General features: G+C 42.6%; 19 protein-coding genes, 2 pseudogenes and 1 CRISPR repeat array (1 of these 22 only partly in view). Of the genes and pseudogenes, 13 read left to right on the top strand and 8 right to left on the bottom strand.

All coding sequences use genetic code 11. The features are described 5' to 3' along the window. Window positions 1–129 precede the first annotated feature (129 nt). Complete coding sequence (locus FO447_RS09415; RefSeq protein ID WP_200756133.1) at window positions 130–876, top strand: ZIP family metal transporter; 747 nt, start codon at window positions 130–132, stop codon at window positions 874–876. Here FO447_RS09415 and FO447_RS09410 read toward each other — a convergent pair whose 3' ends face one another. Continuing rightward, on the bottom strand, window positions 877–1,194 hold the full coding sequence (locus FO447_RS09410) for a branched-chain amino acid transporter permease (protein WP_200756132.1): 318 nt from the start codon (window positions 1,192–1,194) through the stop codon (window positions 877–879). It abuts the gene before it with no gap. Beyond that, window positions 1,191–1,574: a hypothetical protein gene (locus tag FO447_RS09405; RefSeq protein ID WP_200756131.1), complete on the bottom strand. Its 384-nt coding sequence runs from the start codon at window positions 1,572–1,574 to the stop codon at window positions 1,191–1,193. Before FO447_RS09405 ends, FO447_RS09410 begins: the two co-directional genes overlap by 4 nt. 1,418 nt (window positions 1,575–2,992) lie before the next feature. On the opposite strand from FO447_RS09405, the pseudogene FO447_RS09400 reads away from it, so the two are divergent. Next, window positions 2,993–3,199, top strand: a pseudogene (locus FO447_RS09400) (KilA-N domain-containing protein); the annotation flags it as partial. A gap of 312 nt (window positions 3,200–3,511) precedes the next feature. On the opposite strand, the gene FO447_RS09395 reads toward FO447_RS09400, so the two are convergent. From FO447_RS09395 to dapF, 3 genes are all read right to left on the bottom strand, one after another. Continuing rightward, window positions 3,512–5,701 (bottom strand): glutamine synthetase III family protein, encoded by a 2,190-nt coding sequence (locus FO447_RS09395; RefSeq protein WP_118065851.1) that lies wholly within the window; start codon window positions 5,699–5,701, stop codon window positions 3,512–3,514. Window positions 5,702–5,745: 44 nt separating this feature from the next. Next, window positions 5,746–6,978, bottom strand: coding sequence for an LL-diaminopimelate aminotransferase (locus FO447_RS09390; RefSeq protein ID WP_153073375.1), 1,233 nt, complete (start codon window positions 6,976–6,978; stop codon window positions 5,746–5,748). A gap of 141 nt (window positions 6,979–7,119) precedes the next feature. Further along, window positions 7,120–7,965, bottom strand: a complete 846-nt coding sequence (gene dapF / locus FO447_RS09385; protein ID WP_200756130.1) for a diaminopimelate epimerase — start codon at window positions 7,963–7,965, stop codon at window positions 7,120–7,122. A 454-nt stretch (window positions 7,966–8,419) separates the two neighbouring features. Here dapF and FO447_RS09380 point away from each other — a divergent pair, with 454 nt between their 5' ends. Further along, the gene (locus FO447_RS09380; RefSeq protein WP_006849503.1) at window positions 8,420–8,776 is read left to right on the top strand and encodes a P-II family nitrogen regulator; all 357 of its coding nucleotides are present in this window, start codon (window positions 8,420–8,422) and stop codon (window positions 8,774–8,776) included. A gap of 101 nt (window positions 8,777–8,877) precedes the next feature. Further along, a complete protein-coding gene (locus FO447_RS09375) occupies window positions 8,878–10,146 on the top strand; it encodes an ammonium transporter (RefSeq protein ID WP_200756129.1) in 1,269 nt (422 codons plus the stop codon). Between the two features lie 112 nt (window positions 10,147–10,258). Here FO447_RS09375 and FO447_RS09370 read toward each other — a convergent pair whose 3' ends face one another. From FO447_RS09370 to FO447_RS09360, 3 genes are read right to left on the bottom strand one after another with little or no spacing between them, the layout of a single operon-like run. Next, complete coding sequence (locus FO447_RS09370; protein ID WP_200756128.1) at window positions 10,259–11,737, bottom strand: ATP-binding protein; 1,479 nt, start codon at window positions 11,735–11,737, stop codon at window positions 10,259–10,261. A 48-nt stretch (window positions 11,738–11,785) separates the two neighbouring features. Beyond that, window positions 11,786–11,959 carry an abortive infection family protein gene (locus FO447_RS09365; protein ID WP_254949409.1) on the bottom strand — a complete coding sequence of 58 codons (174 nt, stop codon included), beginning with the start codon at window positions 11,957–11,959 and terminating at the stop codon, window positions 11,786–11,788. 49 nt (window positions 11,960–12,008) lie between these two features. Further along, on the bottom strand, window positions 12,009–12,686 hold the full coding sequence (locus FO447_RS09360; protein ID WP_200756126.1) for an SGNH/GDSL hydrolase family protein: 678 nt from the start codon (window positions 12,684–12,686) through the stop codon (window positions 12,009–12,011). Window positions 12,687–12,981: 295 nt separating this feature from the next. Between FO447_RS09360 and FO447_RS09355 the strand changes: the two genes are divergently transcribed. The 9 genes and pseudogenes from FO447_RS09355 (at window position 12,982) to cas2 (ending at window position 21,734) form a co-directional block, all read left to right on the top strand. Then, window positions 12,982–13,974 carry a helix-turn-helix domain-containing protein gene (locus FO447_RS09355; protein ID WP_200756125.1) on the top strand — a complete coding sequence of 331 codons (993 nt, stop codon included), beginning with the start codon at window positions 12,982–12,984 and terminating at the stop codon, window positions 13,972–13,974. Window positions 13,975–14,015: 41 nt separating this feature from the next. Beyond that, window positions 14,016–14,426 (top strand): hypothetical protein, encoded by a 411-nt coding sequence (locus FO447_RS09350; protein WP_200756124.1) that lies wholly within the window; start codon window positions 14,016–14,018, stop codon window positions 14,424–14,426. A 112-nt stretch (window positions 14,427–14,538) separates the two neighbouring features. Next, a pseudogene (gene cas3 / locus FO447_RS09345) lies at window positions 14,539–16,414 on the top strand (CRISPR-associated helicase Cas3'). A 12-nt stretch (window positions 16,415–16,426) separates the two neighbouring features. Further along, window positions 16,427–17,119, top strand: a complete 693-nt coding sequence (gene cas5c, locus FO447_RS09340) for a type I-C CRISPR-associated protein Cas5c (protein ID WP_200756123.1) — start codon at window positions 16,427–16,429, stop codon at window positions 17,117–17,119. Beyond that, window positions 17,116–18,864 (top strand): type I-C CRISPR-associated protein Cas8c/Csd1, encoded by a 1,749-nt coding sequence (gene cas8c, locus FO447_RS09335; protein ID WP_200756122.1) that lies wholly within the window; start codon window positions 17,116–17,118, stop codon window positions 18,862–18,864. The genes cas5c and cas8c overlap by 4 nt, the downstream gene beginning before the upstream one ends. A gap of 27 nt (window positions 18,865–18,891) precedes the next feature. Then, window positions 18,892–19,755 (top strand): type I-C CRISPR-associated protein Cas7/Csd2, encoded by an 864-nt coding sequence (gene cas7c / locus FO447_RS09330; RefSeq protein ID WP_200756121.1) that lies wholly within the window; start codon window positions 18,892–18,894, stop codon window positions 19,753–19,755. A 7-nt stretch (window positions 19,756–19,762) separates the two neighbouring features. Further along, entirely contained in the window at window positions 19,763–20,434 is a 672-nt protein-coding gene (gene cas4 / locus FO447_RS09325) for a CRISPR-associated protein Cas4 (RefSeq protein ID WP_200756120.1), read from the top strand. Beyond that, on the top strand, window positions 20,418–21,440 hold the full coding sequence (gene cas1c, locus FO447_RS09320; RefSeq protein ID WP_200756119.1) for a type I-C CRISPR-associated endonuclease Cas1c: 1,023 nt from the start codon (window positions 20,418–20,420) through the stop codon (window positions 21,438–21,440). Before cas4 ends, cas1c begins: the two co-directional genes overlap by 17 nt. Window positions 21,441–21,443: 3 nt before the next feature. Beyond that, window positions 21,444–21,734: a CRISPR-associated endonuclease Cas2 gene (gene cas2, locus FO447_RS09315; RefSeq protein WP_118153044.1), complete on the top strand. Its 291-nt coding sequence runs from the start codon at window positions 21,444–21,446 to the stop codon at window positions 21,732–21,734. Window positions 21,735–21,909: 175 nt separating this feature from the next. Beyond that, window positions 21,910–23,419: direct repeats of the CRISPR family, unit length 32 nt; unit sequence GTCACACCCTTCGTGGGTGTGTGGATTGAAAC; it runs 633 nt beyond the window's last position.

Here is a 23,419-nt window from a genome sequence, read left to right as displayed (position 1 = left end):
AATAGAATAGATCAGATACGAAATAGATGGGCATGGATGACCGTGATGGTTGTCCATGCTTTTTTCCTTCTATGATGTATCTGTATCTTCATGTGTTTAACTGGATAACTTCGATATATTATATTGATTATGACAAACGTATTGATTAGTGCTGCCGGGCTTTGCGGTGCCACGATTATAGGTGCCATTTTGGGATTCTTCGTCAAGGAGTTGCCTCACAAATGGAACGACGCCGTATTGGGATATTGTGCCGGAATCATGCTGGCAGCTTCCACATTGGGACTGATAGTGCCAGCCTTCGAACAGACCGGACTTTGGTGGCTGGTAGTAATCGGCGTGATGGCAGGAGCCCTGTTCCTGAATGTGCTAGACCTGGTAACTCCCCATCTTCATCATATCACGGGACTAGACCCCGAGGAGCATCGCAACAATGCCAGGCTCAGTCATGTGATGCTTTTCGTGATGGCGATAGCCCTACATAAACTGCCCGAAGGCATGGCTGCTGGAGTGAGTGTCTGTTCGGCAGAGGGAGCAACGGAGTGGGGGGTATCCTTCGGTATCGCCCTGCAGAACATCCCTGAGGGTATGGTGATCATCGCTCCTTTGATGATGGCTGGTGTTACAGCAGTCCGCACCTTTTTTATTTCCATTTTCATCGCCCTGCTCGAAGTGGTAGGCATTCTGTTGGGTTTCGGTTTGGGCTCAGCCTCTTCCACCTTCCTCCCCGTGATGCTGGGCTTTGCCGGTGGCGCCATGCTTTATGTAACGAGCGATGAGATGATTCCCGAAACTCATGCCCATGGCTTTCAGAAGCAAGCCACCTATGCTCTTCTCCTGGGTTTCATCACCTTTGTGCTGATGGAGAAATGTGTGTAGTCAGATTCTGATGAGCAGCATATAGCAGAGGGTGCCTGCTGCTATTGACCACATCATATTCCTTTTCCATACGTGGATGAGGATGGTGAAGGCTATAGCTGCCAACTGTGCCACGGAATCTGGAGAGAAGGAATGGATGTGGCGAAGGCAGTAAACCACCAGCAGGGCAAAGACCGAGGCTGGCAGTACCTTGCCTAAATACAGAATGTACTTAGGTGTAGGTTTCCTCGGCCGGAAGGCGATGAAAGGGATGAAACGGGTAAGCATGGTGGCGGCTACGCCTGCTGAAACCATGATGATTTGTTGGAGAAGAGTCATACTTTTCTTTTTTTGAGGGTGAGAAATACAAGGATGATAACCATGCTTGGGATGATGAAGTGGTCGGCACTGAATATCGTGAGGTACAGACCCGAGATAATCAGTCCGGAAATACTGCTGGTATAGTCTTTCTCCCGAAGCCAGTTGTCTGCGAAGATAGCCGTAAACATAACGGTCAGCACGAAATCCAATCCTTTGAGGTCGAAGGTGATAAACGGACCGATGAGGCCACCCAGCGTTGCCCCGATGACCCAATAGGTTTCATCAAGCCAGGTAATCCAGAGCAGGTACCATCTATTGAAGGTAGGTTTTAAAAAACTCCCATCTGTTTTCAGATTAGGAGCATTATCTAGAGAGGGAAGTCGATTTCCTTCAGCCATTCCTTGACATCGAAGCAAGGACAGCTCTTGCGAACCCAGGGAAGGTCGCGATGGCCTAGAATCTCGGCATCGTGATAGTCGAGGGCGAGACTGTAGAGGAGGTCTTCCAGAGATTCCTTCTGGGCTGGAGTGCGAGTGTCGGCAGGAATGACACGAAAATGGCCATTGAACAGATTGATTCGTTCGATTCGTGTAATTCGTGTTCAAACGCTATCACTTGCAGCTCTGCACACAGAAGGAACTGAGGACGGTGATGACGAAATTGATTACTTTCTGAATTGTTTCCTTTTTCATTTTTATTAATGATTAATGTTGAATGTTTAATTTTCCCACAGATAACACAGATTTTCTTTACTGTGAGCCTTGATGTGTATAAGACCGTTGCTTGCAACGAGAGTATCTGTGCAAATCTGTGAGAGACTCTTTCTGAATCACAATGCAAAGATACAACATTTCTCATTCCCAACTCACCGATGCTCATCGTTTCTCACCGATACTCACCGATTATCACTGATAGGGTTATGCTCCATAAGTATGATACTTAGCCATCGTAACCATGATACTTAGCTATCGTAACCATAATACTTAGCTATCGTAACTATCTTGTTTACGCCAGACTTACCCTACCCACCCCTAGAAGGGCAGGTCGGGGGCGGTATTCTGTTGGGGCTTGCTGTTGTTTGCAACGTTCTCTAAATAAGAGTGAGGGTGAACACTTGGCAATGAAGTCGGTGAAGGGTGAACCCCGATGCCAACCTTTAGCGTTAATAATGTGTTAAATATACCCTATAACCCATTATAATCTAGACTCTTATATTTCTAACATGCGCTGTATATACAAAGTTCTTTTTACTAGGGTTCACCCCGAAGCCGAAAAGGTGAATACTTTGGGTAAGTGTTCACCCCGCTGTTCACCATTCAGTAACTTAAGATTGCAAGTACTTGTTTACTCTATGTCTCATGAGGCTGAACATCAGGCTGAATACTGAACTCAGAACACTGAAAATAGGGTAAAAATAGCGTTTTATGAATCTTTTAAATCCTATATAACCCATTGATACATATTTCTTTATATTCTTTAGCATGCGCTGCTTATAAAAAGAGTGAAACGCTAAAGTTCAGCTTCAGCCCTCCTCGGCGACAGTCGTAATGTGGTACGCACTTTCAAGGTGGTCAGTCCCAGAAATCCATATCCTGCCATGATAGGCAGTGAAGTATGGAAAGCGTGATATAAAGCAACCTTTCTTTTTCCCCTCTCTCTTATTTATGTTTGTAGATTCGTCTTGCCTGTAATTGAAAATTCCTCCTGTAAATCTTTTACAAAAGTACTCATATTTTAGGAAAAAAAGATAGAATCTTCCAGAAATATAAATGTGGCAGATGAAAAATAGCATAGTTGTGGTATGTTTGGTTTATGCTTGGTAATTTGGGAAGATTTATATAATCCTTCTTTTAAACCCCTCGAATTCGAGGGGTTTAAAAAAGAGGCAGGTCTTAATGCTTTTACTCTTTCTCCTAAAAAATGGATAGATACCACCGTTGCAATTGGTTTGATTGCAAAGTCTGGGCGTTATGGAGGAACATATGCTCATAAAGATATAGCATTTAGTTTAAGCGAGTTTATTTGTGCGGCTTGTATCAATGAATAGAATTACATAAGTTTTATGAAGCCTGCTTCGTTAGTCATCGAAACAGGCTTCATTGATAGTTGAAGTAGGCTTCATTGGACAATGAAGCTTATTACAGTTTTTTCTGCGTATATAAAAAAGCGGAGCGTGATTTCACAACCACACTCCGCGCAAACTTAAACAACCAATAAAAGAAATAGATTGATCGTTCAATTGTTATATCTGATGAAGAGTAGCTCTTTTAGAGCTTTTGCGTTTTCTTTTTCTTAAACGAAAACTATACCTTATAATTAAACCAGAAATTGCTGATTATCTGATGAATAGGAGTTCACGATACTTAGGCAAGGTCCAAAGCTCATCGGCTACAGCCAACTCCAACTTGTCAATCTGATAACGGATCTCTTCCATCTTTGGAGCTACCGTGTCATGATAAGCTATCGCCTTGTCGTGCTCATTCTCAATCTTGTTGGCTACCTTGCGGGCATTAACTAACTCCTCAACACCGGTCTCGATGATCTGAGTGCGCTCAGCAATCTTCTTGATGATATTAATGTTGCGGGCTGTCAACTTCTTGCCTTCCTCGTCACCGAAGATGTCAATCATATTCTCCACATTCTTAGCCAACTGGCTCTGATAGTGAGTAGCCACAGGGATGATGTGGTTCATGCTCAAGTCGCCCATCACACGAGCCTCAATCTGAATCTTCTTGGTGTAGGTCTCCCATTTCACCTCGTTACGGGCTTCCAACTCGTTCTTCTTCATGACACCCATATCCTCGAACATCTTGATAGATGCAGGGTCGAGATAACGCTCGAAAATCTTAGGACAGCTCTTCTCGCAGTCCAAACCACGCTTAGCAGCTTCCTCTACCCACTCATCTGAGTAACCATTGCCGTCGAAACGGATTGGCTTGCAGGTCTTCAAATCCTGACGAACGATATCGATGATGGCAGATGTCTTGTCCTCACCCTTGGCAATCAACTCATCCACACGCTTCTTGAAGTTGGTCAAAGCCTCAGCTACAGCTGTGTTCAATACAATCATTGCTGATGCACAGTTAGCCTCAGAACCTACGGCACGGAACTCGAAACGGTTACCGGTGAAGGCGAATGGAGAAGTACGGTTACGGTCGGTGTTATCAATCATCAACTCTGGAATCTCTGGGATATCTAACTTCATGCCCTGCTTGCCAGCTACGGTGAAGAGATCCTTCTTGTCGGCTTTCTCAATGTGCTCGAGAAGGTCGGTCAACTGCTTGCCGAGGAATGAAGAGATGATTGCTGGAGGTGCCTCGTTGGCGCCCAGACGATGAGCATTGGTTGCACTCATGATAGAAGCCTTGAGCAAACCGTTGTGCTTGTATACACCCATCAAAGTCTCTGTGATGAAGACTACGAAACGGAGGTTATCCTCTGGTGTCTTGCCAGGACCATGGAGCAGAATGCCTGTATCTGTAGCGAGACTCCAGTTGTTGTGCTTACCGGAACCGTTGATGCCTGCGAATGGCTTCTCATGGAGAAGTACGCGGAAACCGTGATGGCGAGCTACCTTCTTCATCAAGCTCATCAGGAGCATGTTGTGGTCAACGGCAAGGTTGGTCTCCTCGAAGATAGGTGCCAACTCAAACTGGTTTGGTGCTACCTCGTTATGACGGGTCTTGCAAGGAATACCGAGTTCAAGAGCCTGGATTTCCAAATCCTTCATGAATGCCTGAACACGCTCTGGGATGGCTCCGAAGTAATGGTCGTCCATCTGCTGGTTCTTTGCCGAATCGTGACCCATCAGGGTGCGACCAGTCAACATCAGGTCAGGACGTGCAGCATACAAGCTCTCATCTACCAAGAAGTACTCCTGCTCCCAACCGAGATTGGAAATAACTTTCTTGACATCTGGGTTGAAGTAGTGGCAAACCTCTGTTGCTGCTACGTTTACAGCGTGCAATGAACGGAGCAATGGAGCTTTATAGTCGAGAGCCTCACCTGTATAAGAGATGAAGACGGTAGGGATACAGAGTGTATCGTCGATGATAAATACAGGAGATGTTGGATCCCAAGCAGAATAACCGCGAGCCTCGAAGGTAGAGCGGATACCGCCAGATGGGAAAGATGAAGCATCAGGCTCCTGCTGAACGAGCAACTTGCCTGAAAATTCCTCGATCATACCACCCTTGCCATCATGCTCGATGAAGGCATCGTGCTTCTCGGCAGTACCTTCTGTCAGTGGCTGGAACCAGTGGGTGTAGTGGGTTACGCCATTCTCGTCAGCCCACTGCTTGATGCCTTTGGCTACGGCGTTGGCGATGTTACGGTCGAGACGAGCTCCATTGTCGATGACGTCTACCAGTTTCTCATAGACATCTGCAGGGAGATACTTGTACATCTTCTGTCGGTTGAATACCTTCTTTCCGAAGAATTCACTTGGTCGCTCGCTAGGAGCGGTTACCTCAACAGGCTTTCTCTTGGAAGCCTCTGAAACAGCTTCAAATCTTAAGTTGCTCATACCTTATATTTTTAAATGTTTAATGTTCAATGTTAAGTGTTGAATTATTTTCCCAGCCATTTGGCAATTCTCTCCATGGCCTCCTTGCAGTCCTCGTGCTCGCCGAAGGCGGTGAGACGGATGTAGCCTTCGCCTGATGGACCGAAGCCGACACCAGGGGTGCAGACTACGCTGGCACCATAAAGCATCTCTTCGAAGAATTTCCAGCTTGGCGTGTTGTTTGGCGTCTTCACCCAGAGATAAGGTGCATTCTCGCCGCCATATACTCTCAAGCCGAGCTTCTGGAGTTCTGCTCTCATGAAGTGGGCATTCTCCATATAGTAATTGATGGTTGCCTTCACCTGTTCCTTACCCTCTGGGGTGTAGATGGCTTCGGCAGCACGCTGGCTGATATAGCTTGTACCATTAAACTTGGTGCACTGGCGGCGGTCCCAGATAGGATTCAATGCCACTTCCTCACCAGCCAATGTCTTTGCCTTCAACTCCTTAGGAACGATGGTGTAACCACAACGCACACCGGTGAATCCGGCAGTCTTCGAATAACTGTGGAATTCTATCGCTACCTTTCTGGCTCCACGAATCTCGTAGATAGAATGAGGAATTGATGGGTCGGTGATATATGCCTCGTAGGCTGCATCATAGAGGATGATGCTCTCGTTCTTGATAGCATAGTTTACCCATTTTCTGAGTTCTTCTTTCGAGATGACCGTACCCGTAGGGTTGTTTGGATAACAGAGATAAATCATGTCCACACGGTGGTCTGGAATCTGAGGGATGAAGTCATCGCTCTCATCGCAAGGCATGTAGGTTACATTGCTCCACTTGCCGTTCTCGAAGACTCCGGCTCTACCTATCATCACGTTAGAGTCTATATAAACCGGATAAATCGGGTCGGTAACGCCGATGTTGTTATCCCATCTCAAAATCTCCTGGATATTTCCCGTATCGCTCTTGGCTCCATCGTTTACGAATACCTCGTTGGCGTCAAGATGAATGCCACGTGGCAGGAAGTCGTTCTTGATGATAGCCTCTCGGAGGAAGTCGTAGCCTCGCTCCGGACCGTAGCCACGGAAGGAAGCCTGCTCAGCCATCTCGTCTACAGCCTTGTGCATCGCCTTGATGACGGCAGGGCAGAGAGGCTGGGTTACATCACCGATGCCCAGACTGATTACACGCTGCTTTGGATGTGCAATCTTGTAGGCGTTCACCTTCTTTGCGATGTCGGCAAACAAGTAGTTGTTGGCCAACTTCAGGAAATGTTCATTAACTAATGCCATATTTTGTTTCTCCTTTTATTTGTGGTCATTATCGACCATTTGTTATTTAAGTTTGCGTTCTTTCTAATTTTAATGTTGAGTGTTGAATGTTGAATGTTGACTTGGTGGGTGCAGCTACATTCAACATTCAACATTCCACATTCAACACTCCAACTGAATTTCTCCTTCGAATGAGAAGGCTGCAGGCCCTGTCATGTAAACATGATCATCAGCCTCGCTATATTCTATTTCCAGCGTTCCGCCATCCATCACGATACTGCTTTTTCTGCCAGTACGCTTGGTAAGGGCTGCGGCTACGGCTGTGGCACAGGCTCCTGTTCCGCAAGCCATTGTTATTCCGCTTCCCCTTTCCCAAACTCGTGTCCTTATGGCGTCTGTGTCAGTTACTTGTGCAAATTCTATGTTGCATCTCTGGGGAAATGCCTTGTCTCTTTCCAGGATTTTACCATAGTGGGCGATGTCGATGGTGTCGATGTCATCCACGAAGGTAACGAAATGCGGATTACCCATACAAACATAGGTGCCTTCAAATTTTCTGCCGTCAGCTTCGAGAACCGAAGGGCCTATGAATTGCTCGGGATTTTCAAGTTTGGGTTCCAGCATGTCTACTGTTACCGATTCCACAACTTTCTTATTATCCTGAAGATGAAGTTTCAATATCTTGATACCCGAAAGTGTTTCCAGTCGGATGGTGTCCTTTCGGGTCAATCCTTTTTCGTAAAGATACTTACCGATGCATCGGCTTGCATTGCCGCACATCATCGCTTCTGAACCATCGGCGTTGAAGATGCGCATCGAATAATCTGCTCTTCTGCCGTCGTGCGGCTTTCCGATGAGAACCAGTCCATCGCTTCCTATGCCCGTGTGATAAGCACTCCAGGCAATGGCAGCCTTCTCTGGGTCAGGGATGTCGTATTGTTGGGTATCTACATATATGTAATCGTTACCCGCTCCCTGCATCTTTGTAAAATGAACTGTTTCTTTCATCTGCGTTGTTCTTTATGTTTGAATACTCTTCTTTTATCTCTCATGTCTTATCTCTTTTGAGATTTGACTTTTTGCTAGTCTTTCGAATATTTCGATGACTATTTGTTTGATTTCGGTTGCAAAGGTACGACGATTTGTTGAAATATGCAAGAAAATAGATGCAGAAATCTTGATTATTTTTCGCTTTCTTACAATTTGTGTTATAAAAACGCTTTCTGCCTTACAAATTGTAAGGAGAATGCGATAAGCCCGGATAAATTTAAAATATTCGATAAAAAATAAAAGCGAAATGCTTAGTTATTCTTTAAAATACTGACAAAATGTATTAATTTTGCAGCCGAAAACGAACATAATGCAAAAGAAAGGCTTAGTTTGGATAACAACCAATGAGGGTCCGTTTTCGAAAAGAGACAATCAATAGAAGTATTAACACATTATTAATTATTAAAGGATTATGAAGAAGATTGAGGCAATTATCCGCAAGTCAAGATTCGAGGATGTCAAGAAGGCACTTTTAGCAGCAGACATCGAGTGGTTCTCTTATTATAATGTAAGAGGAGAGGGAAAAATGCGCCAGGCTCGCATTTACCGTGGTGTGATGTACGATACCAGCAGCATCGAACGTGTGCTTCTGAATATTGTGGTTCGTGATAAGAACGTGGAACCTACCATCGCCGCCATCCAGGGCGCTGCACAGACCGGTGAAGTCGGAGACGGCAGAATCTTCGTGATTCCTGTACTCGATACCGTTAGAATCAGAACTGGCGAGCGAGGCGACATCGCATTGTATAACGCTGAGAAAGAGGAATAATTTAAAATGTTGAATGTTAAGTGTTGAATGTTGAATTAGGCATTCTTACTTATCTTTAATAAATATTATTTAGTATTCTAATTTAACTATAAGATATAAGTATGAGCAGTTTATTATTAACTACACTTGATACGGGTAACACAGCGTGGATGATCATGGCCACCATCTTGGTACTTTTGATGTCAATCCCGGGTATAGCACTTTTTTATGGTGGTTTGGTGCGCCAGAAGAATATTCTCAGCATCCTGATGCAGACGGTTTTCATTGTGGCAGTAGTCAGTCTGATATGGGTAGCCTTCGGTTATTCCTGGGCTTTCTCTACAGAATATGCCGATTCGGGCAATCCTCTGGCTTGCGTCATCGGTGGTTTCGATAAATGTTTCCTCCACGGCATCGGCTTGGATGCCATCATGCCTACAGGTATTCCGGAACTCACCTTTGCAATGTTCCAGTGCATGTTCGCCCTCATTACTCCAGCCTTGATTCTCGGTGCTTTTGCCGAGCGTGTGAAGTTCAGCGGTTATGTACTTTTCACCATCCTCTGGGTTATCATCGCTTATCTTCCTATGGCTCACTGGGTATGGGGCGGCGGTTTCCTGCAGGAGATGGGAGCCATCGACTTTGCGGGTGGTACCGTGGTACATATCAATGCCGGTGTAGCCGCTCTGGTCATGGCACTCTGTGTAGGCAAGCGTGATGATTACCGTGCGGGTCATCCTATCACACCTCACAACATCACCTTCGTGTTCATGGGTATGTCATTCCTCTGGTTGGGATGGTTCGGCTTCAATGCCGGTAGCGGATTGGCAGCTGATGGTCTGGCAGCCAACGCCTTCCTTGTAACCCATATCGCAACAGCAGCGGCAGCCACTACCTGGATGCTCATCGACTGGATTGTGAACAAGAAGCCAACTACGGTAGGTGCTTGTACCGGTGCTGTTGCCGGACTGGTAGCCATCACTCCTGCAGCCGGCAGTTCCGATATTTTCGGAGCTTTCTGCATCGGTATCATTTCCACCATCGTCTGCTTCTTCATGGTAGCAGTGGTGAAGGAGAAGTTCAAGTATGATGATGCCCTTGATGCCTTTGGTGTTCATGGTATGGGTGGTATTCTGGGATCAGTCCTCACCGGTGTATTCGCCACAAGATACGTAACAGGTGCCGAAGGCGTGCAGGGTGCTCTCTATGGCGACTGGCATCAGCTTTGGATTCAGGTGGTAGCCACCGTGGTAAGCATCATCTACAGCATCGTAGTTACCTATATTATCTTCAAGGTAGTAGATAAGAGTGTAGGAGTACGTGTTGACAAGCGAGTAGAGGAGGAAGGTCTCGACATCTACGAGCATGGTGAGAGTGCTTATAGCAACTAAAAGGCATTTATTGAGAATAGTATGGGAATGGGCAAGAAAGTATCATATTTTCTTGCCCATATTTCTCCTTCTCTACTTACTTATTATGGATATAGCCACCTGCTATTATCGTTTATATTCTTTTGAAGAAGCCTTCGTATTCATCGTCCAAGATTTTCCAAATGCCATTTTTGCGACTACCTTCTCTTACAATTAGGTTTTGGTCGGAAAGTTGCTTGAGGTATCGTTGCACTTGTCGCAAAGAAATCCCCATGTTCTCTGACATTTGCGCAGCACTGATTTGGGGCATCTGCGAAATCAACTTATAAATTTGCCGTTGTGCTTTAACAAATTCTTTTGTAGCATTTGCTTTTTCTTTTACGACATCTTTTACGACATCTTTTACGACATCATCCGTCTCTTTTACGACATGAAGGTTGTCTTTTACGACATCCTCCCCATAATTGAGGTTCCATAGAGTAACATGAAATTCTGTTGCATTGGAACTAAACTCTGGTGCGTGATAATTTTCCAAGTTTTCAAAACGCTTATACTCACCAATTATCTTTTTCATGCCACTACCTCTACGCTCCATCAGTTTCAAGCGATGAAAGAAATCTGCCAATAAAGGATTGCGACGTTTCGATGGCACAGTCAGAGGATTAAGTTGTTGTATCAATCGTCCATCAAACATGCCACCAGGGGAATACACTTCCATGCGGTCGTCATACATATCTATGTGTATCTCACTGCCAAGTTCCATATAATCTCTATGAATGATGGCATTACATATCACTTCGGTTACGGCACGCTCAGGATAATCTGGCAGTTCTTCTCGATACTCAGCTTCTTTCCACCATCTTCTGTGAGAATTGTTTCTCACAAAAGCAACTGCATCTTGCAATTGACTGATGACACTACCTTCCAATTCGGCATCATCCAAAGCCTCCCCCAAACCACTCGTCATGTCAAGTCCATTCCAACGTGTGCAGAAGATACGAGAATGGCGTATAGGGGAATCATCTGCCAATAATGTACCGGCATTGGTTAGTTTCCCGTCAATGTCAACTATTCCCCATGAAACGAAATCACTATCATCAAACGATTGGTTCAATCGCTTAAAATGAACAGATTTGAGTTTGGAGAAAGACATATCCTCAAACTTGTATGGTGATGGGATAGCATCAAACGAACGACCAGCACCTCTCATAACAAGGTTCTTCAATTGAAGTCTGTCAGCTACCACTGACTCGTTACCGACTCTCACAAATGCCAATCGTTGTTTGTCACCTATATAATAATATGGTGTCTCTTGTCCTTTATAGACATGAAGCAGCACAAGCTTCTTGCCGTCCACCTCCTTAAATTCGAGGTTGACGGCAGGTATAGGGTCAAGTTTGGTCTTTATCTCCTCACTTATTCTCTCTGCGTCACTTTCTGCATCAGCAAGTCCTACCACTTGGTCGTCGTCACTGATACCAAACACCAATGTTCCGCCCTCACCATTGGCAAAGGCTGAAACACTTTTTAGCCAGCTCTTAGGTCTCTTGACTTCGAGTTGTTGCTTCTTATCGTAGGCGGTTGCTTCGCCTATTAACTCATTTATGTTCATTTTAAATTCTTTTCTTGTTATTATTACGATAAATCCTCATGTGCCATTTTAGACCTTATTCTTGTCTTTTGTTCTTTCATGAGTACACCACAAAAACTCAACCAATGTTATTGAACTGCCCACAGCTAATTTGGCATGACGCTCTTCTAACCCTTTATATGAAGCAGCACGTCCATGTCCGCTTCCATATGAATTTCTCAAAGTAGCCATTCCTTCAGCTATTGCGCTTAGATTTTATATCCATTCTTAGGAAGGTTATGTTGCGGAAATTTTATTTCTTTATCACCTTCAGAACCTGGTCGGCAAGGCTTCTCATTCCCTTGATAGTTGGGTGACCGTTCTTCTTGTCTATGTCATGAAGGGCGATGACCGGAACCTGATAGGTCTTGCAGATCTTTTTTACTGACTCGTTGATTTCATCTTTCAGCTCAGAATTTAGAATGAAGTAGATATCTACATTCGGATGGCGCTGGCGGAGATCGGAAAGCAACTTCGCCAGGGCAGGACGGAAACAGTAGAGGTCGGCACGCTTCCAGTTGCTGTACTGGTAATTGCCGATAGGGGCATTTGCCCAACTGTCGTTCGTTCCGCCGCAAATCAAGATGATGTCTGGATTGCCCAGAAGGGTAGTGCGGTTGATGAATGAACGGTCGCTGTAATCCTCATCGCTGTAGCCGGTGTTGCAGATGGTGGAACCGGAATAGGAATTGATGTTGCCCATCTTGTAACCACCTTCCTTGATAACCTGCCACCACCAGGTTTGTTCCACCTTGTTGACATCGGTTACTTTTTGAACCGCAGTGGTGTACCAGGTGGCATATCCCTTTGGAATGAAACCCTCGAATGTTGAATACGAGTCGCCGAGAACGGCAACGGTCTGCTTCACCTGTGCCAGAAGAGGCATCAGAGCGAACATAAAGAGGCAGACGATAACTGATAATCTTTTCATGACGTTTATTTGTTTATAGTTTGATTTTTTATATGATCCTCTTTTTGGGATAGAGTCTGAAACCCGATTGCAAAGATACGATATTATTTATGGATATACAAATGTTTTGGGCACTAATTTTATATGAAATTTTCCTATGGATTCCTATATATAATAATGTGTAATCCCCGTTTCTCCTTAAATCTTCTAGTTCTTCCTATATTCAAGTGCTTTTTTATGTTAAATCTATCTGCTGTTTAGTGACGATATCAGATATTCTTATTATATTTGTCAACAAATTAAAGAGCTGACAATTATGACTAATGACTCATTTTCTATAAGATTGCGAGAAGCGCGCCTGATGATGGGGCTCAGTATGGATAAACTCGTAGAGCGAACCCATGGAGCCATCACCAAGCAGAGTATATCCCGTTATGAGAAAGGCATCATGCGCCCCAAGCGTGATGCCCTGCAAGCCATAGCCAAAGCCCTCAATATCAGCGAGGCATATTTCGATGGTACCAATATCAAGATAGATGTTCCGATGCTCCGCACCACCTCCAATGGCAAGTTATCCGAAGACGAGTTGCAAGCCCTTGAAGCAAAACTCTCTTTTTGGGCGGAGCAGTATCTTGCCAAGGAGAAAGAAGCGGGTTTTCCTACCCAGTTCAAGAATCCGGTAAAAGGCACCAAGGTATCAACCCTTGAAGATGCCATCCATGCTGCCGACCTTCTTCGTGAAAAGTGGCATTGCGGTGATGGTCCCATCGCCAGCATTCTGAGACTCTTGGAAAGAAAAGGTATCATGATACTTGCTGCTAATCTTCCAGAGTATGTCTTCGGAATGAGCACCTGGGCAGATAAGAAGCATCCGCTGATGATTCTCGATTTCAATCCGGAAAAGAGTAGCGTAGAGAAACTTCGTTTCACGGCAGTTCATGAACTGGCTCATCTGCTTCTCCTCTTCCCGGAAGATAGTCCGCTGAGGCTGGAGAAGCGTTGTGATCTCTTTGCCAGTTTCTTCCTTCTTCCTAAATTGGCGCTTATCGAAGAGTTGGGTTCCAAGAAACGTGAGAAGATAACGCTGGAGGAGATGATTGACATCAAGGAACTGTATGGCGCATCTCTAGCCGCTTCCATCATCGCCGCCAGGGATTACGGCATCATCACCACCGAGTATAAACGGGCATGGTATGCCGAGCATATAGAGCCTAATCCACGAGAAATAGGTAATGGCCACTATGCATTTCCTGAGACATTGGGAAGGGAGAAGAGAGTCAACTCAATCATCAAAAGTATGGAGGAATAGAATATGCAGAATGAAAGTCAAAATATAGAATATAAGGAATCATGGGACGTGGTTTCAAGAAGATTGCCGAGGAGTTTGAACGTGCATGCTTGCCATTGCCAACGATAGAAGAAAATGGAGGTGGAGTGATGGCGATTGTTCAGCGCAAGACGATAGACGAAGTTATCGCAGAGCGTGGCGGGGATGTCGGTGTAAATGTCGGAGATGGCGGTAATAGTGGCGGTAATGTGGCGGTAATGAAACTTACTTATCGTCAGCAGATTATCCTTTCTTTCATAGCAAAGCATTTCGATATTACCGCCAAACAAATGGCGGTAATGTCGGGAATCCCTCAACGCACCATAGAACGAGAACTTTCTATATTGCAAAAGGCTGATATGATTTGTCGTGTTGGTGCTCCACGTACAGGAAGATGGAAACTGTTAAAACAGATTGATTTTGATTCTAAATAGAAAGATATGAAGCAAAATAATAATGAATAAATTGTTTTCGATGTGTTTGGTATTCTTTAACTAGAATCATTAGTAGAGAAAATTGATTAAATTCGATAATGGTAAATTGAAAATGGCAGAATTAATATCACATATATATCAAAATTATTCAGGTCATTGGATTATACAATCTAATGAAGAACATTCTGTTGGTGTAGCTAGGCTCGCTTCTCGTTTTGCCGGTGATTTTGGCATGAGTGAATGGGGAAAAGTTTTAGGGCTGCTTCATGATAAGGGTAAGGAATCACAAGCTTTTCAGCAACATATTAAAAAAGAGAGTGGATATGAGCCTGATATTAAAGTTTGTGGTAATTATAACCATGCATTTATTGGTGGAGTTTTGGCACGAAGACTTTATGGTAAATCAGCTGATATTTTCTTTGTTAATCAAATAGTGTCTCATCATACAGGCTTACATGACTATGATGAAATAGAAGCAATGTATTAAAATGTCGGATACAGAAATAGGTTTTTATAGTTTGACGGTACCAACTGGTGGAGGAAAAACTTTATCTTCTTTGGTATGGGCAATGAAGCATGCTATCAGAAATGGTCAGAAAAAAATTATTATAGCCATTCCATATACAAGTATCATTGTTCAGACGGCATCTGTTCTACGAAGCATCTTTGGAGAAGAGAATGTTTTGGAGCATCATAGTAATGTAGATCCTGAGCAAATCAAAGATGAAAGACTTCAGGAAAAAATGAAGTTGGCAACAGAAAATTGGGACTATCCGATAATTGTTACAACCAATGTGCAATTATTTGAGTCTATGTTTAGCAATAAGCCATCTGTTTGTAGGAAGCTTCACAATATAGTCAATAGTGTAGTAATCTTAGATGAGGTTCAGATGCTTCCGATGGACTATCTTCAGCCTGTTGTGGATTCATTGAAAACGTATCATAAACTATTCAATGTTTCTTTCTTGTTCACTACGGCAAGTCAACCCGTGTTAAGTGGACTTATAGAAGGATGTAATCCGAAGGCAGCCTTCAAAGGCATTGACCATATTACTGAAATCATTCCTCGAGAGTTTAATTTGCATGACAAGTTGCGAAGGGTAAAGTTAAGTATCAATAACGAAGGAAGAACGTATGATGAGGTTGCTGAGATGTTAATCAAGCATAAAAGAGTGCTTTGTATTGTGAATACACGTCGTGATGCTAGAGAACTCTATACACGTTTGCCGCAAGAGGGTGTTACATTACATCTTTCAAAGATGATGTGTCCGGCACATATTAGCGAGACGTTAGAAAAGCTCAAAAAAGCTCTAAAGGACGATACGAATGAAGTTATCCGTGTAGTCTCAACGCAATTGATAGAAGCTGGAGTTGATATAGATTTTCCTATTGTATATAGGCAAGAGGCAGGACTTGACTCTGTATTGCAAGCTGCCGGCCGATGTAATCGAGAAGGAAAGAATGGTTTGAGTACTACTTATGTCTTTTCTTTGTCTAAAGAGCATAATCTTCCTAAAGGAGAAATGCAGGCTGCAAATAATGCAAGATTAAGTCTTGGTACAGGGATAGATTGGCTTGCTCCAGATGTGATGACATCATATTTCAAGCAATTATATTGCAGAAAGGAATGTTTCGATGTAAAGAATATGAAGCATTATCTTTATAATCCTAAGGAAATATGTTTTGCTACTGCTGCAAAAGAGTTTCAGATGATTGAAGATAATGGTATCAATGTTGTTGTCTGTTGGAGAAATAGTTTCGAGCTTATACAACAGCTATTGGAAAAGGGACCTTCATATATGCTGATAAGGAAACTGTCGAAGTATATTGTAAATATCACTAAGACAGACTTTAAAACTTTGTTAGATATGGGTGTCATTAGTGAGAAAAAAGAGGGACTCTTTGTTGTCGATTATAAACAGCAGTATGATGAACATATAGGCTTGTGCATCGATAATAATTGGGCAAATGAAGTATTAATACAATAAAAATATAATGGTATGGAATATACTGATAAAGAATATTGTTTGGAGGTGTGGGGCGATATGGCTTGTTTCACAAGACCCGAACTGAAAGTTGAACGTGTAAGCTATGATGTGATTACACCATCAGCAGCACGAGCTATATTCGAGGCTATATTTTGGAAGCCTGCCATTCATTGGCAGATAACCAAGATAGAGGTGTTGAAACCTATCAAATGGACTTCTGTAAGAAGAAATGAGGTGGGGGCGGTAGCTGGTAAATCTGTCATCTTTATAGAGGAAAAACGTCAGCAGAAAAATACTTTGCTTTTAAAAGATGTTGGTTATCGAATTTGGGCAAAGATGGAGTTCCGTTCTGTATTGAAGCGAAAGGCAGAAGGAGATTTGTTTTCTCATGAGCCGGGTAAAGATGAGAATCCGATGAAGTATTATCAGATGTTTGAGCGTAGAGCAAGCAAGGGACAATGTTTCAATCAGCCTTATCTTGGTACTCGTGAGTTCTCTGCCTCTTTCCGTCTCGTTAATCCTGATGATGATACATTGACTCCACCAATATCTGAAGAGCAAGGTGGTACTAAAGACTTAGGAATCATGCTCTATGATATGGACTTTGCTGATAAGAAGAATATCCAGCCAATGTTCTATCGTCCACAGATGAAAGATGGCATAATTATTGTTCCACCAATTAATAGTGAGGAGATTTTAAAATGATACTAAAAGCATTATATGACTATTATAATAGATGCGGTGATGATATCGTTCCTATGGATATGGCGTATGTTGATTTTTATTATTCTATTGTTTTAGATGAGAAAGGAAATTTCATACGTCTTGAACCTTTAGGAGGCGATAGTGGTTTGCCGCTTCTGACGTTTCGTCCAGAAGAGCGTACGTCAGCTCCAGTACCGCATTGTATGGGAGATCATGCTGGTTATATTTTAGGCTTAAAAGAAGTAAAAGCAAAAGACAATTTTGATTATGCTAAAGAAATGACTCGAAATGAGAAAACTTTGACTGCTTTTAAAAAAGATGTAGAAAACTTTTTTAATATCTTGCCGGATAATAGTTTTGTGCAGGCTATACATGCTTTCTATAAAAAGTTTAGTTTGGAAACAATCAATGCTATTAAACATGATTCGCATTGGGGTGATTTCTGTAAGTATCTTGCAAAAAATATAACATTCAGCGTGATAGGAATAAATGGATATGCAGCTAGTGACAATGAAATTCTTCAAGTAAAGAAACGGAGTAAGTCAAACGAAAACAAGAAGGCTGTCTGTCTTATAACAGGAGTAAAGGAAAAGCCTGTTAATACGACTTATAGTTCGTTCATCTTGGGAGGAAAGAGCAATGCTAAACTTGTTGCTTTCCAGGTTAATTCTGGCTATGATTCTTATGGAAAGAAAATGGGGCTAAATGCGCCTATATCAGAAGAAGCTGAGTTTAAATATACTACGGCTTTATTGAAACTATTATCAAAGAATTCTCGAAATAAGTTCCGAATTGGCGATCGTTCATTTATTTTTTGGGCGTCCTCTAACAGCGAGGCAGCAGAACAGACTGAAGGTAGCCTCTTTGACCTGTTGGGATATACTGAAGAAGAGGTTGATGATCCAAATGCTAAGATAGAGCAAGTGCGCAAAGTGTTTACGGCTATATATTCTGGAAGTTTGAAAACATCATTAGAAGACCGCTTCTATATACTTGGACTTGCTCCAAATTCGGCTAGAATAGCCGTTGTATATTGGTCGGAATGTTCTCTGAAAGAATTTGCAGGAAAGATATTGTGTCATTTTAAAGATATGGAAATCAAAGATACTCGTAATGATAAGAAACCATATATGGGAATCAAGAGTATGCTTTCAGCTGTCACTCTTAACGGGAAACAGTCTGAAGCTACCCCTAATCTTCCTGAAGCTATTGTCAAAAGTATCTTCCAAGGAACACCATATCCATTCACTTTATTTTCTGCATGCATTCGCAGAATAAGAGCAGAGGCTGGCAGCAAAGATGCAATTCGTATTGCTCGTATGGCAATCATCAAGGCATATCTCAATAGAACAAGTAGTAATAATAAAAAAATAGAAATTATGTTGGACAAAAGTAACACTAATCAAGGCTACTTATGTGGTCGTCTTTTTGCAGTTCTTGATAAGATTCAAGTAGATGCAAATGGAGGTAGCAGCATACGTGAAAGATATATGAATGCTGCCAGTGCAACACCAGCTTCAGTGTTTGCTACAATTCTTAATCTTTCTTCACATCACATGGAGAAGTTGTCGAATCAGGGTAAGAAAATCTTCTTTGAGAAGATGAAGCAGGAGATTATGGATAAGATTCCTGCAACAGGTTTCCCTGCACATCTTGATCTTCAAGACCAGGGTAGATTCTTTATTGGATACTATCATCAGAAACAAGAATTCTTTACGAAGAAAGAGGAAGAGAATAAAGATTAAAATATTAACGTTTAAAAAATAAATATTATGGCTGAATTAAAAAATAAAATTGATTTCGTGTACATTTTTGATGTTCAGGATGGTAATCCTAATGGAGACCCAGATGCAGGTAATCTTCCTCGTGTGGATGCAGAAACAGGTATGGGCTTAGTTACTGATGTGTGCTTGAAGCGTAAGGTGCGCAACTATGTGCAGGTAGCAAAAAGTCTGGCTGATGGGTATGATATTTTTATCAAGGAGAAGGCCGTTCTCAACAATGAGATAGATAAGGCACATGATGACTCAGAAGTCAAGAGCGCAAAAGACAAAACGGCAGCAGCTCGTTTATTTATGTGCAAGAACTATTATGATATTCGTACTTTTGGTGCTGTAATGTCTACAGGAAAGAATGCAGGACAGGTAAGAGGTCCTATTCAGCTTACATTTGCTCGCTCTGTAGATTCAATTGCAACTGCTGAACATTCTATTACTCGAATGGCGGTAGCTACAGAAAATGAAGCAGAAAAGCAGAAAGGTGACAACAGAACTATGGGCCGCAAAGCAACTGTCCCTTATGGTCTCTATGTTTGTCATGGTTTTATCTCTGCTAATCTTGCAAAGCAAACAGGTTTTTCAGAGGATGATCTTCAACTATTCTTTGATGCATTGAAGAACATGTTTGATGTTGACCGTTCTGCAGCAAGGGGCTTGATGAGTGCTCAGAAATTAATCGTGTTCAAACATGATTCTGTTCTGGGTAATGCTCCAGCGAATAAATTGTTTGATTTGGTGAAAATTGAGAGAAATCCTGATACGAATCCGGATGCGGTACCAAGATCGTTTAACGATTATAAGGTTACAATAGATATGGACTCTGTCCCTAGCGGTGTAACAGTTGAAGAATTGATTTAGTATCATCATGTATACTGAAGACGAAATGCTCATGTTGTCGGGGATACAGCACTTTATGTTCTGCCCTCGACAATGGGCTTTGATTCATATCGAGCAACAATGGGCAGAAAATAAACTAACGACAGAAGGGCAGATTCTACACAAGAACGTAGATAATCCCTTCTATCGTCAGAAAAATGGTGATGTTATCACACTTCGCTCCCTCCATATTGCCTCTAAAGAATTAGGATTGTATGGTATAACTGATGCAGTAGAACTTGTTCCAACTGATTCTTCAGAAGATGCTATAACTCATAATCGCTACAAAGGATATTGGAAACCATACCCTGTGGAGTATAAAAGAGGTCATCATAAGCCTGATGAAAGAGATGAAGTACAATTGGCTGCCCAGGCAATGTGTCTCGAAGAAATGTATGGTATCCATATTCCATACGGTGCATTGTATTATGATGAAGTAAAACATAGAGAAACAATTTCTATTTCTGAGTCATTAAGAAGTACGACTATTCAATGTGCCCTTCAGATGCATGAGGTATTTAAAAGCGGTATCTTGCCAAAAGCTAACAAACAGCATCATTGTAAGAATTGTTCTCTGGTAAATCTCTGTATGCCAGAAATGAGTGATTGTACTCTAGTATCAACCTATTTAAACAAGAATCTATATGAGGATATTACTTAATACATTATACGTGACCACACCTGAAGCCTATCTAAGTAAAGATGGGTTGAATGTTGTGATATCTGTGAAGCAAAACGAGATATTCCGTATTCCTATCCATAATATAGAGCAAATTATTACTTTTGGTTATATGGGGGCAAGTCCAGGATTGATGAAACTGTGTGCAGATAATAATGTTTCTCTAACCTTCCTTTCACCTCAAGGAAGATATATCAGCCGTTCGCAAGGTCCGACTAGGGGAAACGTTTTGCTGAGAAAAGCACAATATAAGAATTCTGATGAACCTAACTATGCTCTTCATCTCAGTAAACTTTTCATAGGAGGAAAAATCCAAAACTATCGTAATATCTTGCGTCGTTTTATTAGAGACAATGGAGATGATGAGGCTATAGAACGTGTTTGCGAGGAACTGCTTCGGTGCAAAAGAAGAGTTTTGAATGCTGAATCTATAGATAGTGTGAGAGGAATAGAAGGAGAAGCTGCCACTGCTTATTTTGGTGTATTCTCACGTCTTCTTCTAAATCAGAAAGAAGATTTTGTATTTGAAGGTCGCAATCGTCGACCACCAAAAGATGCGATTAATGCGATGTTATCTTTCGTATATACTCTTATATGTAATGATATGACATCGGCTTTGGAGACTGTTGGCTTAGACCCATACGTAGGGTTTATGCATACTTTAAGACCAGGGCGTGCATCTTTATCTTTGGATATGATGGAGGAGCTGCGAGCATATTTGGGTGATAGATTGGTTCTATCTTTAATCAACAGAAAACAGATTACCATCAAAGATTTCATCAAGCAGGGTGACGAAGGTATCGTCATGACAGACTCGGGGCGTAAGATTATATTGTCTGCTTGGCAAAACAGAAAGAAGGAGCAGATTATTCATCCTTATTTAAATGAAAAGGTAAGTATAGGTCTTCTTCCTTATGTTCAAGCAATGTTGTTGGCGAGATTCATTCGTAAGGATATTGATGATTATCCAGTGTTTTTAATCAAGTAGTGTATGTTTGTATTGATTACTTATGATGTAAACATTACCTCGGCTCATGGTGCGAAACGTTTACGCAATGTAGCAAGGGCGTGTTTGAATTACGGAAAGAGAGTTCAAAACTCTGTTTTTGAGTGTATTTTGACGGAATCTCAGTTTTTCGTATTGAGGGACCAGTTGAAAGGGATTATTGATACTGAACAAGATAGTATTAGGTTCTATATTCTTGGGAAAAATTGGAAACGTAAAGTCGAGACTTTGGGTAAGGATATGGGGCTTGACTTTACTGGTGAGCTTATCATTTAATGTATGAGGGTGCGAACCTATAGTATTGCAAAATAACCTATAGTTTCGCACCTTCTTAAAATCAGTGACTTACAAATATTATGCCTTTTATAATATTTTACGTGTAATTATTTTGCCATCTTTCGCAAAATAATTATCTTTGCATCATGATATTCAGCTATTTGCTGAATATGCAGTCACACCCTTCGTGGGTGTGTGGATTGAAACTGGTTTAGGTGCTGCTGCTATTGCTGGTGCTGGTTGTCACACCCTTCGTGGGTGTGTGGATTGAAACTTTCTGATAAGGTTGAAAAGACTAAAGCTTTTATGTCACACCCTTCGTGGGTGTGTGGATTGAAACCTTATCGAGCCAACGGAGATTTGTATCAGCTAGCTGTCACACCCTTCGTGGGTGTGTGGATTGAAACTGAAATGCAAACTGAGCAATCTGAGACGCAGCAGAGTCACACCCTTCGTGGGTGTGTGGATTGAAACTTTCTGGGCAATGCCAGAAAGAAGACCGCCGGTGTCACACCCTTCGTGGGTGTGTGGATTGAAACAGTAATTTGCCTTTAGATTATTTCACCGGTGTTCTGTCACACCCTTCGTGGGTGTGTGGATTGAAACCTTTATCATCTTTGAACGAACATTTTGTGGGCTGGTCACACCCTTCGTGGGTGTGTGGATTGAAACAGAGCGTATGAAGAAGTTTATCGAGATTATCACGTCACACCCTTCGTGGGTGTGTGGATTGAAACTCCTTGCCCGAGGTTTTCAAGTCGCAAACGACCGTCACACCCTTCGTGGGTGTGTGGATTGAAACACGACAGCACTCAAAACCAAGTTGAACGGCATCGCGTCACACCCTTCGTGGGTGTGTGGATTGAAACAAAAAGCCAAAGCAGCAGGAAGCCATCGCACAGGTCACACCCTTCGTGGGTGTGTGGATTGAAACAAGTTCGGGAGGTCTTGACCGCACACCGTGATAAGTCACACCCTTCGTGGGTGTGTGGATTGAAACGTACTGGTTGCCGAATGTCAGCGTATCTTCGCTTTGTCACACCCTTCGTGGGTGTGTGGATTGAAACTTTAACTATTTAAGCAGACGGTAAGAGCGTATGGGTCACACCCTTCGTGGGTGTGTGGATTGAAACAAAGACCACTCATTTTGCTGAATGTTCAAGTCAAGGTCACACCCTTCGTGGGTGTGTGGATTGAAACGGGTCAAAATATGTCAAATGATATACAGCGTTATGTCACACCCTTCGTGGGTGTGTGGATTGAAACCAAAAAGACCACCAAGTAAAGAACCAGCAACACCGTCACACCCTTCGTGGGTGTGTGGATTGAAACAAACTGAGAGCGGAAATTCGATGTATCAATCATGTCACACCCTTCGTGGGTGTGTGGATTGAAACATATTGTCAGAAGGCGAAACATAATCAATATTACGTCACACCCTTCGTGGGTGTGTGGATTGAAACAAAGGTTACAGACGGCAACATGCAAGAATATGTTGTCACACCCTTCGTGGGTGTGTGGATTGAAACTGAGCCGCTTACGTGGTAAGCACGCAAAACTATCGTCACACCCTTCGTGGGTGTGTGGATTGAAACTCAGAGAGGAGGTAACAAATGAGGAAGATTATAAAGTCACACCCTTCGTGGGTGTGTGGATTGAAACTTCGTCCCAGCTGCCAAAATAGA

This window comes from Segatella copri (assembly GCF_015074785.1).
Classification (GTDB): domain Bacteria; phylum Bacteroidota; class Bacteroidia; order Bacteroidales; family Bacteroidaceae; genus Prevotella.
Note: the sequence above shows the minus strand (reverse complement) of the source record. Positions and strands in the feature narration are given on the sequence as shown.

Excerpts from the sequence above, each read along its gene's own strand:
- FO447_RS09415 (WP_200756133.1), top strand. The coding sequence starts at position 130 with ATGACAAACGTATTGATTAGTGCTGCCGGGCTTTGCGGTGCCACGATT.
- FO447_RS09410 (WP_200756132.1), bottom strand. The coding sequence starts at position 1,194 with ATGACTCTTCTCCAACAAATCATCATGGTTTCAGCAGGCGTAGCCGCC.
- FO447_RS09405 (WP_200756131.1), bottom strand. The coding sequence starts at position 1,574 with ATGGCTGAAGGAAATCGACTTCCCTCTCTAGATAATGCTCCTAATCTG.
- FO447_RS09395 (WP_118065851.1), bottom strand. The coding sequence starts at position 5,701 with ATGAGCAACTTAAGATTTGAAGCTGTTTCAGAGGCTTCCAAGAGAAAG.
- FO447_RS09390 (WP_153073375.1), bottom strand. The coding sequence starts at position 6,978 with ATGGCATTAGTTAATGAACATTTCCTGAAGTTGGCCAACAACTACTTG.
- dapF (WP_200756130.1), bottom strand. The coding sequence starts at position 7,965 with ATGAAAGAAACAGTTCATTTTACAAAGATGCAGGGAGCGGGTAACGAT.
- FO447_RS09380 (WP_006849503.1), top strand. The coding sequence starts at position 8,420 with ATGAAGAAGATTGAGGCAATTATCCGCAAGTCAAGATTCGAGGATGTC.
- FO447_RS09375 (WP_200756129.1), top strand. The coding sequence starts at position 8,878 with ATGAGCAGTTTATTATTAACTACACTTGATACGGGTAACACAGCGTGG.
- FO447_RS09370 (WP_200756128.1), bottom strand. The coding sequence starts at position 11,737 with ATGAACATAAATGAGTTAATAGGCGAAGCAACCGCCTACGATAAGAAG.
- FO447_RS09360 (WP_200756126.1), bottom strand. The coding sequence starts at position 12,686 with ATGAAAAGATTATCAGTTATCGTCTGCCTCTTTATGTTCGCTCTGATG.
- FO447_RS09355 (WP_200756125.1), top strand. The coding sequence starts at position 12,982 with ATGACTAATGACTCATTTTCTATAAGATTGCGAGAAGCGCGCCTGATG.
- FO447_RS09350 (WP_200756124.1), top strand. The coding sequence starts at position 14,016 with ATGGGACGTGGTTTCAAGAAGATTGCCGAGGAGTTTGAACGTGCATGC.
- cas5c (WP_200756123.1), top strand. The coding sequence starts at position 16,427 with ATGGAATATACTGATAAAGAATATTGTTTGGAGGTGTGGGGCGATATG.
- cas8c (WP_200756122.1), top strand. The coding sequence starts at position 17,116 with ATGATACTAAAAGCATTATATGACTATTATAATAGATGCGGTGATGAT.
- cas7c (WP_200756121.1), top strand. The coding sequence starts at position 18,892 with ATGGCTGAATTAAAAAATAAAATTGATTTCGTGTACATTTTTGATGTT.
- cas4 (WP_200756120.1), top strand. The coding sequence starts at position 19,763 with ATGTATACTGAAGACGAAATGCTCATGTTGTCGGGGATACAGCACTTT.
- cas1c (WP_200756119.1), top strand. The coding sequence starts at position 20,418 with ATGAGGATATTACTTAATACATTATACGTGACCACACCTGAAGCCTAT.
- cas2 (WP_118153044.1), top strand. The coding sequence starts at position 21,444 with ATGTTTGTATTGATTACTTATGATGTAAACATTACCTCGGCTCATGGT.